This is a genomic window from Microcoleus sp. FACHB-831 (assembly GCF_014695585.1).
Classification (GTDB): Bacteria; Cyanobacteriota; Cyanobacteriia; order Cyanobacteriales; family FACHB-T130; genus FACHB-831.
The window spans coordinates 324,340-337,859 of record NZ_JACJON010000068.1 but is presented as its reverse complement, the minus strand read 5'-3'; the positions used below and the strand labels follow the sequence as shown (position 1 = coordinate 337,859).

The 13,520-nt window shown below is 43.8% G+C and carries 11 protein-coding genes and 1 pseudogene; 10 read left to right on the top strand and 2 right to left on the bottom strand.

What is annotated here, in order from left to right; genetic code table 11:
- Window positions 1-18: 18 nt before the first annotated feature.
- Together cphA and H6F77_RS21790 are read right to left on the bottom strand one after the other, a co-directional pair.
- Window positions 19-2,706: a cyanophycin synthetase gene (cphA, locus tag H6F77_RS21795; protein WP_190491006.1), complete on the bottom strand. Its 2,688-nt coding sequence runs from the start codon at window positions 2,704-2,706 to the stop codon at window positions 19-21.
- Window positions 2,707-2,835: 129 nt separating this feature from the next.
- On the bottom strand, window positions 2,836-3,684 hold the full coding sequence (locus H6F77_RS21790; protein ID WP_190491005.1) for a cyanophycinase: 849 nt from the start codon (window positions 3,682-3,684) through the stop codon (window positions 2,836-2,838).
- A gap of 102 nt (window positions 3,685-3,786) precedes the next feature.
- Here H6F77_RS21790 and H6F77_RS27615 point away from each other — a divergent pair, with 102 nt between their 5' ends.
- From H6F77_RS27615 to H6F77_RS21745, 10 genes and pseudogenes are all read left to right on the top strand, one after another.
- Entirely contained in the window at window positions 3,787-3,954 is a 168-nt protein-coding gene (locus H6F77_RS27615; protein ID WP_206753487.1) for a hypothetical protein, read from the top strand.
- A gap of 90 nt (window positions 3,955-4,044) precedes the next feature.
- Window positions 4,045-4,749 (top strand): tRNA (guanosine(37)-N1)-methyltransferase TrmD, encoded by a 705-nt coding sequence (trmD, locus tag H6F77_RS21785; protein ID WP_190491056.1) that lies wholly within the window; start codon window positions 4,045-4,047, stop codon window positions 4,747-4,749.
- A 77-nt stretch (window positions 4,750-4,826) separates the two neighbouring features.
- Window positions 4,827-5,864 (top strand): DUF1517 domain-containing protein, encoded by a 1,038-nt coding sequence (locus tag H6F77_RS21780; protein WP_199321466.1) that lies wholly within the window; start codon window positions 4,827-4,829, stop codon window positions 5,862-5,864.
- 78 nt (window positions 5,865-5,942) lie between these two features.
- Window positions 5,943-6,410: pseudogene (ispF, locus tag H6F77_RS21775) on the top strand (2-C-methyl-D-erythritol 2,4-cyclodiphosphate synthase); the annotation flags it as partial.
- Between the two features lie 809 nt (window positions 6,411-7,219).
- Window positions 7,220-8,998, top strand: coding sequence for an ABC transporter substrate-binding protein (locus tag H6F77_RS21770; protein ID WP_190491054.1), 1,779 nt, complete (start codon window positions 7,220-7,222; stop codon window positions 8,996-8,998).
- 72 nt (window positions 8,999-9,070) lie between these two features.
- Entirely contained in the window at window positions 9,071-9,865 is a 795-nt protein-coding gene (larB, locus tag H6F77_RS21765) for a nickel pincer cofactor biosynthesis protein LarB (protein ID WP_190491004.1), read from the top strand.
- Window positions 9,866-10,143: 278 nt separating this feature from the next.
- Window positions 10,144-10,911: a hypothetical protein gene (locus H6F77_RS21760; protein WP_190491003.1), complete on the top strand. Its 768-nt coding sequence runs from the start codon at window positions 10,144-10,146 to the stop codon at window positions 10,909-10,911.
- A 90-nt stretch (window positions 10,912-11,001) separates the two neighbouring features.
- Complete coding sequence (locus H6F77_RS21755; RefSeq protein ID WP_190491002.1) at window positions 11,002-11,799, top strand: hypothetical protein; 798 nt, start codon at window positions 11,002-11,004, stop codon at window positions 11,797-11,799.
- Between the two features lie 90 nt (window positions 11,800-11,889).
- Window positions 11,890-12,684: a hypothetical protein gene (locus H6F77_RS21750; protein ID WP_190491001.1), complete on the top strand. Its 795-nt coding sequence runs from the start codon at window positions 11,890-11,892 to the stop codon at window positions 12,682-12,684.
- Between the two features lie 90 nt (window positions 12,685-12,774).
- Window positions 12,775-13,518 carry a hypothetical protein gene (locus H6F77_RS21745; RefSeq protein WP_190491000.1) on the top strand — a complete coding sequence of 248 codons (744 nt, stop codon included), beginning with the start codon at window positions 12,775-12,777 and terminating at the stop codon, window positions 13,516-13,518.
- Window positions 13,519-13,520: the final 2 nt, after the last annotated feature.

Below are 13,520 nucleotides of genomic sequence, written 5' to 3'. Positions count from 1 at the left end.
ATAGCAAGTTAGCTTCGATTAGAGCGTCTGCGCTACAGAAGACTTGACGCTATCTGGGTTTTTTACAGACTGTGGTTCGGTTTTTTCTTGCACTGGGCGGCGTGACTCAATTAGAGCGATCGCCCGAGTGACACTTTCAGGCAAAATCACCACCAAACTACCTTCAGGCGCTTGGTCAAGAGCAGTATTCACAGCCTCAGTCTCATTGAGTATCGCTTCATACCGACAATCGGGCTTTTCTTGATTAATTCCCTCGATGATGAACTTAGCAGCATCGCCGCTAGGACGCCCCCGCTTATCCTCATCTTCTTTGACAATAATGCGGTCGAACATAGTAGCCGAGAGTTTGCCCAAAGTGACAAAATCTTCATCGCGGCGATCGCCAGGGCCACCCACAACACCAATTTTCTCACCAGGCCAATTGCGGATAAAACCGCCCAAAGCCTCGTAACTGTGGGCATTGTGAGCATAATCAACTAAAGCGTGATATCGGCCCAAATTAAACAAATTCATCCGTCCTGGCGTCTGACTCGCTGAAGCCCGGAACGTATCCAACCCGGCGCGAATCTCCTCAATCTTCACATTTTGGCAAAACGCCGTCAGACTCGCAGCTAAGGCATTGGCAATCTGGAACGGTGCGCGACCCTCCATTGTCAGGGGCACGTTGACCGCTTGTTCGATCCGCAGCGTCCAATCACCCTTCAAGATCGATAGGTAGCCATTCTCATACACCGCAGCCAAACCACCCTTGCGAGTATGGGTTCGCACCAACTCATTTTCCGGGTTCATCGTGAAATAAGCGATCTGCGCCTTCACCGACTTAGCCATAGCCGCCACCAAAGGATCGTCAGCATTGAGGACGGCATAGCCACTCGGCATCACCGCTTCCGCTACAACACTCTTAAGACGAGCCATTTGTTCAACCGTATCGATGTCGCCAATTCCCAGGTGATCCGCAGCGACATTTAAGACAACACCGACATCAGAAGCATCAAAAGCCAAGCCAGAACGCAAAATTCCGCCCCGCGCCGTTTCCAAAACTGCCACTTCTACAGTTGGGTCTGAAAGAATCAGGTTCGCACTTTGCGGGCCAGTGTTATCCCCTGGTTCTGCCATGTAATCGCCGATGTAAGTGCCATCGGTTGTAGTGTAGCCAATGGTTTTGCCCGTTTGTTTAAAGATGTGGGCAATCAGTCGCGTTGTTGTGGTTTTGCCGTTGGTTCCGGTTATGGAAATGATGGGAACGCGGCTGGGTGTCCCTGGCGGGAATAGCATCTCCATTACTGGTGCTGCTACATTTCTTGCCAAGCCTTGGCTGGGGGCAACGTGCATCCGGAATCCGGGGGCGGCGTTTACTTCAACAATTACGCCATCTACTTCTCGCACGGGTTTGCTGATATCGAGCGTTACCACATCAATTCCAGCGATATCCAGGCCAATAATTTTGGCTACTCGTTCAAAAAGCCAGACATTTTCTGGATGCACATCATCAGTGCGATCGACGGCACTACCCCCGGTGCTGAGATTGGCAGTTGCCCGCAGATAACAAATTTGACCCAGTGGTAGAACTGTTTCGAGGGTGTATCCTAACTTTTCCAAAAGCTGCCAGGAGGTGCGGTCTAGTGCTATTTTTGTGAGGACATTGGTGTGTCCTTCGCCGCGATTTGGGTCGCTATTGGTTTGTTCGATGAGTTGAGCAATCGTAGACTTGCCATCTCCCACTACATGGGCTGGAACTCTTTCGGCAACTGCCACTAGCTTGCCATTGATGACCAGTACCCGGTGGTCGCGACCGACATAGTAGCGTTCCACGATCACAGATCGCGTTTTTGCGGCTGCACTGGCTGCATCGTAAGCCGCTTCAGCTTCTTGTAAGCTGTTTATATCAATGGTGATGCCCCTTCCGTGATTGCCGTCGAGGGGTTTAATCACTATTGGGAATCCGCCAACATCTGCTATGGCTTCTTCGAGTTGATCTAAATACTGGATGACAGTACCGCGAGGAACGGGTACTCCAGCGGCGCGAAGGATTTTTTTTGTGCCTTCTTTGTCGCAGGCTAACTCGACGCCTAAGATGCCGGAGTTGCTGGTAAGAGTGGCTTGAACCCGCTTTTGGTAAACACCATACCCTAGTTGAATCATGGCTCTTGCAGGCAAAGCCATCCAGGGTATTCCTCGTGCTTCTGCTTCTTTGACAAGAGTTTCTGTACTGGGGCCGAGGGATGCTGCTGCCCAGTATTGTTTCAAGTCTTCTAAATCTTGATCTAGGTCGGATTTGGGATAAGTGCCAGTATTGACAATGCTCTGGCACAGCCGCACCGCTGCCCTTGCTGCATAACGCCCTGCTTGTTCGTCCAGGTACTCGATGACTACTTGGTAGATACCTGGGGTAGCGGTTTCCCTCGTGCGACCGAAGCCGACGTTCATTCCCGCTAGTTCTTGCAGTTCTAGGGCTACGTGTTCGATAATGTGCCCCATCATGGTTCCTTCCTGCACCCTGCTTAAGAAACCACCCCGGCAGCCAGGGGAACAGAAGTGTTCTTCCAGACTCGGCAGGACTGAAACCAGTCCTTGGTAGAAGCCTGGTATGACGTTCGATGGTTTATCGGCCAGGTCTTCTAAATCTAGACGCATGACTACCAGTTTTTGGCGTCGAATGCTCCAGTAATTAGCACCGCGTAATGTCTGGATTTTTAAAATTTTCATGGCTTTTTTTGGGGGTGATTCAGAGGATGTAGGAAGAAGCATTTGAAGCAATTTTCTAGTTTCCAGCTTCAAAAAGCTTCAAAACTGTTCGTCACGAACAGTTTTTACCTTCATTAATTACGCTCTTCTTCAATCCGGTGGCAAGATGACCCTTTGGTGGAAATGATAGCGATCGCCATGACTGAGAAGATGCACTCGTAAATTGTAAATACTGATTGGGTCGGTGGCTCCTACAGATGCCTGGTTGGTGTAGGACATTTCTCCTGCATCAATGATAGTCACCAGTCCTTTTCCCATCACCTTTAGTTGGCCATCTTTTTCAAACATTGCACAGGTATCTTCGTCTATGCCAATGCCCAGCCTATCTGGATGAGCCGCGATCGCGCTCATTAAACGCCCCATGCGATTGCGGTTGTGAAAGTGTTGATCGACAATCACTTCTGGTATTATCCCTAGCCCCGTTGCCATATCCACTAGGGAACGATTGGGTGACTCCCCGCTACCCCCACCAGCAATCATGTGATGACCCATGACCGCCGCACCAGCACTTGTGCCTGCCAGAGTAATCTCACCAGTCTGCGCCCGCATCCTTAATTTTTCCATCAAAGGCGTATCGGCTAGCAGCCCGCACAGTCGCAGTTGATCGCCTCCTGTCAGGAATACCCCAGTGCATCCTTTAATGTAATCCTGCATTTCTGGGTCGGAACTCTGCTCTCGTTCGCGGATGTCTAGCACCTTGGCTTCAACGCATCCCATTTCTTGAAAAATACTGCGGTAACGTTCGCCCAAGACGGCTGGCTCGCGCGACGCAGATGGGATAATAGCAATACGAGACTCAAGCGAACCAGCACGACCAAAAAACGTGTGCAGGATCTCGCGTCCGTGAACTTTGTCTTCGGCTCCGCCAATAACCAGGATGGCGGTTTTTGTAGATTGGGGCATCCTCTGTACTAAGGATTGAGATTCTAACTGCATCATATTGTCATCTCTGGCATAAGGTGATCTGATAGGAATGCCAATTTATCCTGATTTTGATTTTCACTCAAGATATGGGCGTTCTTTCTCACAAGTTGTTGAGTTTTGGGCATCGGGCATGGCGATCGCATGAAAATCTCACCGATACTGCCCCAAACCCGCCCCCAACGCCCAACCCTTTACTTTTCCCTAATGATTGAGAAATCGTTCTGGGAAGCTGGCTGGTTCTTGCTCTGGGTAGTCACCACCTATGCATCATGCCAGATTATGTAAACAAATTTTATAAAATATTTAACATTATTTGACTATTTATGCTGTCTTGCCAGGAATTTTCCAGTGTTGTATTCCGAAGTTAGATCTACCGTGCAATTTGATGTCATCACGCTATTTCCAGATTTTTTTACTTCTCCTTTGAGTTCAGGGCTGTTGGGTAAGGCGCTAGCGCGTCAGATTGCCTCTGTGAATCTGGTTAATCCCCGCGACTTTACAACCGATAAACACCATAAAGTAGATGATGAACCCTATGGTGGCGGGGTGGGGATGCTGATGAAGCCAGAGCCGATTTTTGCGGCTGTGGAATCCCTCCCAGTTTTAAAGCGGCGAGAGGTTATTTTAATGACGCCGCAGGGTGAAACTATGAATCAGCCACTCTTTCGAGAATTGGCGACAAGTTTCGATCAGTTGGTAATTATCTGCGGTCATTACGAAGGCGTAGATGAGCGAGTGTTAAATTTAGTTACCCGCGAGGTATCTTTAGGAGATTTTGTTCTCACCTGTGGAGAAATTCCGGCGCTGGCGCTGATTAATGGTGTTGTGCGGTTAATTCCGGGGACGGTGGGAAAGGAAGAATCGCTCAAAGCAGAGAGTTTTGAGGCGGGGTTGTTGGACTATCCGCAGTACACCCGTCCGCCCAGCTTTAGGGGATGGAAAGTGCCTGATGTGTTGCTGTCGGGTAATCATGGAGCGATCGCGCAATGGCGGCGGGAACAACAAATACAGAGAACGCGCGATCGCCGTCTCGATCTGTATGAAGATTGGTTGAAAAATTCTGACTCCCCATCTGAATAGCTCCTTTGGAATCGGGAATACTAAGCATGAAGTATGAATAGGCAGGCTGACAGTCTATACGCGAGAGCTAAACTCAAATGCTGGGAAAATTAAACTTGAAATTCTTCTGGGCGTTTTTTATTTTTTGCTTAGTTAACCAAGTCAATATTCAACTGCCAAATAGTAACTTAGAGCAAGCATCGCTCACCACCAGCGATGCTGCCTACGCTAAGGGAAGAAGTAGCGGCGGGCGTAGCGGTGGCGGCTCGTTTAGTAGTGGTGGTTCTAAGTCGTCCGGTTCTAGTTCTGGCAGCAGTAGTGGTTCTAGGTCATCAGGTTCTAGTTCTGGCAGCAGCAGTGGTTCTAGATCAACCCCTACCTATATTTATAATTCTGGTTCTAATTCGACAACAACAATTTCCACCACAAACAATGAAGGTTCTGATTTGATTATGTGGATAATTGTTGGTTTGGTTGTAGGGTTGATATTGTGTTTTCTAATCAGCGCTACAGTTGTCGAAATGCAGGCAGATAATAGTTCGAGTGAAAGTAGCAATCGAGAAATAGAAAACGACATTGTTACTGTTAGCAAGCTGCAAGTAGCTCTGCTAGCACAAGCCAGGGAAATTCAAGCGAAGCTGACTGAAATTAGCCTCAGCGCTGATACCGACACATCGGAGGGGCTGTTTCTGCTGATGCAAGAATCGATACTAGCACTGCTGCGATCGCCTGAAAACTGGACTCATGTTTTAGCAAGCTCACAAATAGTTAAAAGTAAACATGAAGCCCAGACAATTTTTAACCAACTGTCTGTAGAAGAACGCAGCAAATTTAGTGCCGAAACCCTGGTTAATGTTAAGGGGATGGTAAGAAAAGAGCAACCAGTTATTGCCGCTCCCGATACAGATCCGGCTGCTTACATTGTGGTGACGCTGCTAGTGGGCACTGCTAACGACGATCCACTTTTTGAGGAAGTTCGCACATCATCGCAATTAAAACAAGCACTGGAGAAAATTGCTGCCATTCCAGCCAACTATCTGCTAGTTTTTGAGCTATTGTGGAGTCCCCAAGCAGAAACAGACAGCCTCACCTACGATCAGCTCCTGACTGAGTATACTGACATGGTGCAGATTTAAATGCACTAATTGGTCAAATGTCATTGGTCATTGGACAAAGGACAAAGGGACGGAAGTTGGACAAAGGACAAAAGACAGATGAACATTAGAATTGGCAACGGCTACGATATCCACCGACTGGTTGAGGGTCGTCCGTTGATTTTGGGAGGGGTGAACATTCCTCATGAACTTGGGTTGCTGGGGCATAGCGATGCTGATGTGCTGACTCACGCGATTATGGATGCTATGCTGGGCGCTCTTAGTTTAGGGGATATCGGGCATTATTTTCCGCCTACAGATCCGCAGTGGGCGGGCGCTGATAGTCTGGTGTTACTGGAGCAGGTAGACAGGCTGATTTTCGAGAAGGGTTGGCAAATTGGAAATATTGACTCGGTAGTAGTGGCGGAGCGTCCGAAGCTGAAACCGCATATAGAGAAAATGCGCGATCGCCTCGCTGATGTTCTAAAGTTAAAACCCGACCAAATCGGCATTAAAGCCACCACAAACGAAAAATTAGGCCCCGTCGGGCGCGAAGAAGGAATTGCCTCTCATGCCGTTGTTTTGCTGGTTCCTGCTTCTAAAGCAGCGTCTCAACCAGTTGAAACCCCCCAATTGGCAAACGCTCAAACAGTTGAAATTAAGGCTGCGATCGTTCCTGATATTGCAGCCTTAGACAAGGATGACCGATTGGTTATGTTAGTTAAAGTCCAAGAGAAAGCAGTAGGACAAACAGATATCTCTGATGTAATTTGCTGGCTTAAAGCTCTAAGCATAGTAGTTCCCTTCGCTATGACTGTTGACCCGGAAGGTATTCAAATATTTGAATGGGATGGTGATGCTTTGTCACCAGTTTGTTCTCTTAAAACTGCCGACGCAATCGGCCATTATTCTCCTGAATTCGGTAGCGGTCGGGTAGTTTGGCACTACCTCTGTCGCATGGTTGAGGCGTGGTTGGATGACTTAGCTTATCACTGGAAGTCGGAAGTACCGCCAGCATCAGAACAGATAGGAGAGATAGGTTTATTGCAGCGCCTCCAAGGTGGGACGACACAGGCTCAAATGGAGCTGCGCGGCGATATTGTACGTCGAGACTAACTTTTCACTGATTATTGCCAAAAATTAGCTCTATTTAGGCGAAAGAAGGTAATTTTGGCTCATAATGTAGTCGTATGGTAGCTTCTGACTAACCTGCACTAACCCCAAGCTGAAAATGTCTAGGATAGGGATGAACGAGAAACAGATAAGACAAAGACTCTCAAGTTGTTGGGAGAGGTAGTGCAATGGAAGCTAGTTGCAAGTATTTGCTGCATTGAATCGCTTCTTTCTCGGTTGGTTATAGACACAGTAAGCTTGGCGATCGCACGTTAACTCAAATGATGAAAATATTTTCTATTGTTACCTCTAATTATCGTCGGTGTTTGGCTGTGTTACTGGCTTTCACAAGCGCGATCGCTCTCACATCCTGCAACCCCACCCAATTAAAAAGCAAGGCAGCAAGTGTCTCACAAATAGTTGTTAGCATTCTGAGCGACCCCAAGACCTTTAACTATCCCCTCAATCAGGAATCTCCCAACATTTTTGGTCTTACATACGAAGGTCTAATTACAGAAAATGGGCGCGGTGAGATTGAGCCTGCACTAGCGCAATCCTGGAAAATTTCTCCTGATAAAAAAAGCATTGTTTTTACCCTTAGAGAAGGGCTTAAATGGTCAGATGGCGAACCGCTAACAGTGGACGATGTGGTTTTTACCTATAACGATATCTACCTCAACGAAGAAATTCCTACTGATGCCAGAGACATCCTTCGTATTGGGAAGAGTCGCGCCTTGCCTGGTGTGCGTAAACTCGACGAGCTGCGAGTAGAATTTACCATACCCGAGCCTTTTGCCCCCTTCCTACGCACCTCTGGTCTGCCAATATTACCTGCTCATGCACTGCAAAAAGCAGTCAAGACAAAAAATAAAGATGGTAAGCCCATATTTCTAACAACTTGGGGCATCGATACACCCCCCGAAAAAATTATCTTTAATGGCTCCTATGTATTAGAAAACTACACCACTAGCGAGCGCGTGAGCTTCCGGCGCAATCCTAATTACTGGCGCAAAGATAGCAACGGAAACCCGCAGCCTTACATCGAGCGCCTGGTTTGGCAAATTGTTGAATCTACTGATACCTCTTTCCTACAATTTCGCTCCGGGGGGCTAGATTCTCTGGGGGTTTCTCCTGACTTTTTTAGCCTGCTGAAACGCGAAGAAAAGCGGGGTAAGTTTACTGTTTACAACGGTGGCCCTGCTTCAGGCACGACGTTTATTTCCTTTAATCAAAATAAAGGCCAAAGGAACGGAAAACCCCTGGTAGACCCTATTAAATCGCGCTGGTTCAATACACCAGCATTTAGGCAAGCAGTTGCTTATGCACTTGACCGCCAGCGAATGATTAATAATATCTTTAGAGGTCTGGGCGAATTGCAAAATTCACCTCTTTCGGTGCAAAGTCCCTATTACATTTCACCCAAAGAGGGTTTAAAAGTTTATGACTACAACCCTGAAAAAGCTAAGGAATTACTCTTAGGGGCGGGATTTAAATACAATGACCAAGGACAGTTGTTCGATGACCAAGGCAACCGCGTCAGTTTTAGCCTAATCACAAATGCTGGTAACAAAATCCGCGAAGCGATGGGTTCGCAGGTTATGCAAGATTTGGGCAAAATCGGCATACAAGTGGATTTCAACCCCATTGCTTTTGGCGTTCTAGTAGATAAGCTTTCTAACTCTTTGGATTGGGAATGTTATCTGTTAGGATTTACTGGCGGCGTAGAACCGAATGATGGTGCTAATGCCTGGTCGCCTGAAGGTGGGTTGCACAGCTTCAATCAGAAGCCACAAAAAGGACAGCAACCTATAACTGGTCGAGAGGTAGCAGACTGGGAGCAGAAAATTGGGGATCTTTATATTCAAGCTGCGGGGGAGTTGGACGAAGCGAAGCGTAAGGCTATTTATGCCCAGACGCAGCAGATTACGCAAGAGTATTTACCTGCGATCTATCTGGTTAATCCACTTGCGATGTCAGCGGTGCGCGATCGCATTCAAGGCATTGAATACTCGGCACTTAACGGTGCATTATGGAACATTCACGAATTGAAATTAACTGAGTAGTCTATTGGTTATGGTTCATTGTTTATTGCTATTAACTATGAACCACGAACCATGAACAAGCAACCATAAACCATGACCGATAACCAATCTTTGCAGTCGTTACTTGAAGGTGTTGCCGCTGGTAGTATTAGCGCAGATGTAGCGTTAGAAAAGCTTAAGCATTTTGCTTATGAGCCAGTGGAAGATTTTGCTAAAATTGACCACCATCGCCGCCTGCGTACTGGATTCCCAGAGGTGATTTGGGGGCCAGGAAAGACGCCAGATCAAATTGCCCAGATTATGGAAGTGATGCGATCGCGCAACTCTGTTGTTATGGCTACGCGCATTACTCCTGATGTCTATGCCCAGCTAGAACAAAAAGTCCCTGGCATCCAATATTACTCCTCGGCTCGTATATGCGCGATCGCCCCAGGTGAAATTACACCGCAATATCCCGGAACGATTGGCATCCTTTCGGCTGGTACTGCCGATTTGCCAGTTGCAGAGGAGGCTGCTTTAGTAGCAGAACTATCCGGCTTCCGGGTACAGCGTCTGTGGGATGTTGGCGTTGCTGGTATCCACCGCTTGCTGAGTAACCGCCACGTTATAGACTCGGCTGATGTGCTGATTGTCGTCGCCGGGATGGAAGGCGCTTTACCCAGCGTTGTGGCTGGATTAGCCGATTGTCCAGTTATCGCCGTTCCCACCAGTGTCGGCTATGGCGCGAGTTTTGGTGGCCTTGCTCCTCTATTAACAATGCTTAATTCTTGCGCGGCGGGTGTCGGCGTGGTGAATATCGACAATGGTTTTGGTGCGGCGATTTTAGCTGGACAAATCTTGAGGACTGCGTACAAGCTGAATTCCTCGTTTGAGAATAAGTCAGAATAAAGGTCAAATTACTGTAAACTTTACACTAATTTTCTGACAAGATTTAGAATGCTTTAACTCATAGCTGAATAAACTGGCTACAGTAGAGGCAAAGTTAAAGTCAAATAATGCTGTGGATTGCGTTTCCGCAGCTGTACCTGCACTAGCAGATTTATATGCATCTCTAGGACAGGTGACTTTTTCTAAACTTTCTCTAGATTATTGCTTTCCTGGGTTCCGATACTAAAGCGTATCGGTTAATTCGCTGTTTTCCTAGTTTATCAGAAGGACATAAAATTATGAACAACGCCAATCAAACCAAAGAGAACCCCAGATTATTCAAGTTATTAGTGAGAATATATTTTGTAGCCATAGTACTCAGAGTATTCTTATTCTGTCTTGGGGTAAGATCGGGATTGCTTGGGTTAACCTACTGGTTGACACTATATTTTCTAGTAAATCGACAAGACATAATAAAAAATCTTGTTTTATTAATTTTAGCTTTCTTCTTATTTACTTCTCTAGTTGTTATTTGGTCATCTCTATATTTTTTAAATAAGCATCGACGGCATTTATCAAAAGCTATTCCGATATTAACGATAAATTTATTAACTCTAGGAATTATCTTGTCTATTAACGATTTTATTGTCCTACCTGATTTCTTTTTAAATCTAAAAGACCGCCAAGCAGCTGTGGAATTGCTGCTAACAAATTATTCACGAGACAATGAAGTAAGTGGAATAAAAATGGGATATTTTCCTTATTTTCGTGGGGTAGAAATAGAATTACCGCCCCAGTATAGCCATCTGTCCCAAGGATTTAATATTAACGGAGGAGTTGCTGTAAATCTTGATGAATCGGGAAAGGCGAAAATGATTATTTTTACTAATTATATTGGAAGAAGGAAGTATAGCGCTTTTATTTATACAACAGAGGCTGTTAATGAAATATGGGGACCGGAGCTTCGTGGATTGGCTGATATTTCAGAGCCCTATGTATGGATATTAGAAACAAAAAAGCTTACAAATCATTGGTTTTGGGTAGATGTAGTAAAATCTCCTATATAGCTAAATTATAAAAGCTGGTCTGCGATAAACCTACAATAATTTATCGGTGCATTTTGATGGTTTCCTAGTTTATATGAAAGGTATCAAATTATGAGCAAGGTAAATCAAACCAAAGAAAAAGCCAGATTATTCAAGTTATTACTGAGAATATATTTTGTAGCCATAGTACTCAGAGTATTCTTATTCTATCTTGGTATAAGATCGGGATTGCTTGGGTTAACCGAGCGGTTGAAAGTATATTTATTACTAAATCCAGACTACATAAAAACTCTTGTTTTATTATTCCCTAGTGTAATTTTAGCTTTCTTCTTCTTTACTTGTATAGCTAGTATTTGGTCATCTCTATATTTTTTAAATAAGCATCGCCGACATTTATCAAAAGCTATTCCGATATTAGCTATAAATTTATTAACTCTAGGAATTATCCTGTCTATTAACGATTTTATTGTCCTACCTGATTTCTTTTTAAATCTAAAAGACCGCCAAGCAGCTGTGGAATTGCTGCTAACCAATTATGCACGAGACAATGAAGTAAGTGGAAGAGGAATGGGATATGTACCATATGTAGAAATAGAATTACCACCCCAGTACAGGCATCTCTCCCAAGGATTTAATATTAAGGGAGCAATTCTTATAAATCTTGATAACCCGAGAAATACGCCAATAAGTCTTGATGGGTCGGAAAATGCGAAAGCAATTATTTTTACTAATTATATTGATATTAAAGGAAAGAAGTTTAGCGCTTTTATTTATAGAACAGACACTGTTGATAAAATACCGGAATGGCAGCTTCAGACATTGGCGGATATTGCATATGTATGGATACTAGAAACAAAAAAACTTACAAATCATTGGTTTTGGGTAGAGGTAGTAAAATCTCCTTGGTAGCAAAATTATAAAAACTATTTTTGGATAAACCTACAATAGGTTATCGGTGCATATCGATGTTTTCCTAGTTTATCAGAAGGGCATAAAATTATGAGTAACGCAAATCAAACCAAAGAGAAAGCAAGATTATTCAAGTTATTACTGAGAATATATTTTGTAGCCATAGTACTTAGAGTACTATTATTCTGTCTTGGTGTAAGATCGGGATTGCTTGGGTTAACTTGGCGGTTAATACTATATTTCATAATCAATATCAATTCACAAAATTTAATAAAAAATACTGGTTTATTATTACCTAGTATAATTCTAGCTTTCTTCTTCTTTACTTCTTTAGCTGTTATTTGGTCATCTCTATATTTTTTAAATAAGCATCGCCGACATTTATCAAAAGCTATCCCGATATTAGCTATAAATCTATTAACTCTGTGGATTATTTTGTCTCCTAACGATTTTATTGTCCTACCTGATTTCTTTTTAAATTTAAAAGACCGCCAAGCAGCTGTGGAATTGGTGCTAACAAAATATTCACGAGACAATAAAGTAAGTGGAATAAGAATGGGATATGTCCCATATGTAGAAATAGAATTACCACCCCAGTACAGTCATCTCTCCCAAGGATTTAATATTAACGGAGGAATTCTTATAAATCTTGATGAGCCAATATATTCTGATGGATCGGAAAATGCGAAAATAATTATTTTTACTAATTATATTGATATTGAAGGAAAGAAGTTTAGCGCTTTTATTTATAGAACAGACACTGTTGATAGAATACCGGAATGGCAGCTTGAGACATTGGCCGATATTACATATGTGTGGATACTAGAAACAAAAAAACTTACAAATCATTGGTTTTGGGTAGAGGTAATAAAATCTCCTATGTAGCTAAATTATAAAAGCTGTTCCGGGATAAAACTACAATAGCTTCTCGGTGCATTTTGATGTTTTCCTAGTTTATCTGAAAGGCATTAAATTATGATCAATGTAAATTCAAGCAAGGACGAATCCCGGGTATTTAAATTGCTAATGAGCATATATTTTGCAGCCATAGCGATGAGGATATTGTTTTCGTATTGGTTTGGAATGCATGGATTTCTTGCTTCAATCACAATTGTTTTATATTTCCACGCAAAAAATGGTACATATTCATTATTTTTTATTATCGCAATAGGTTTTATAGGTTTAACTTCACTAGCTGTTATTGTGTCATCTATAAGTTTGTTAGACAAGCATCACCGCAATCTAGCCAAAGCAATGCCGCTTTTGGTTATAAATTTGTTTACCCTGATAATTCTTGTGTCTCCTCATGAACTTATTGTGCTACCTGATTTTTATTTCAATCTGAAAGACCGCCAAGCAGTAATTTCAAATCGCGAACTCTGGGAAGTTAAGGGAGTAACAAAATTAGACTATAATCCTAATCATTCAACTTTACTTAGAATAAAATTGCCAGCCCACTATAGCCATCTTTCCCAAGGCTTTGATAATGATGGCTCAGTTGGATTAATAACTGATAGTTCTGGCGAATCTAAAATGTTTATTTTCACTACCAGCACGATAGGAAGAGGGTATACAGCTTTTATTTATAACATAGATGAATCTGAAGAAGTAGCCATGCACGAGCTTATTGGAGTTGATAATATTACATATGTGTCTATCTTAGAATCTAAGAAGTTTAGCAATCATTGGTTTTGGGTAGATGTAATAAAAGACATATAGCC

What these genes read in the sequence shown, in the direction of transcription:
- H6F77_RS21760 (WP_190491003.1), top strand. Translation starts at nt 10,144, where the DNA reads ATGAACAACGCCAATCAAACCAAAGAGAACCCCAGATTATTCAAGTTA.
- cphA (WP_190491006.1), bottom strand. Translation starts at nt 2,706, where the DNA reads ATGAAAATTTTAAAAATCCAGACATTACGCGGTGCTAATTACTGGAGC.
- H6F77_RS21790 (WP_190491005.1), bottom strand. Translation starts at nt 3,684, where the DNA reads ATGATGCAGTTAGAATCTCAATCCTTAGTACAGAGGATGCCCCAATCT.
- H6F77_RS21750 (WP_190491001.1), top strand. Translation starts at nt 11,890, where the DNA reads ATGAGTAACGCAAATCAAACCAAAGAGAAAGCAAGATTATTCAAGTTA.
- H6F77_RS21755 (WP_190491002.1), top strand. Translation starts at nt 11,002, where the DNA reads ATGAGCAAGGTAAATCAAACCAAAGAAAAAGCCAGATTATTCAAGTTA.
- H6F77_RS21780 (WP_199321466.1), top strand. Translation starts at nt 4,827, where the DNA reads ATGCTGGGAAAATTAAACTTGAAATTCTTCTGGGCGTTTTTTATTTTT.
- H6F77_RS21745 (WP_190491000.1), top strand. Translation starts at nt 12,775, where the DNA reads ATGATCAATGTAAATTCAAGCAAGGACGAATCCCGGGTATTTAAATTG.
- H6F77_RS21770 (WP_190491054.1), top strand. Translation starts at nt 7,220, where the DNA reads ATGAAAATATTTTCTATTGTTACCTCTAATTATCGTCGGTGTTTGGCT.
- larB (WP_190491004.1), top strand. Translation starts at nt 9,071, where the DNA reads ATGACCGATAACCAATCTTTGCAGTCGTTACTTGAAGGTGTTGCCGCT.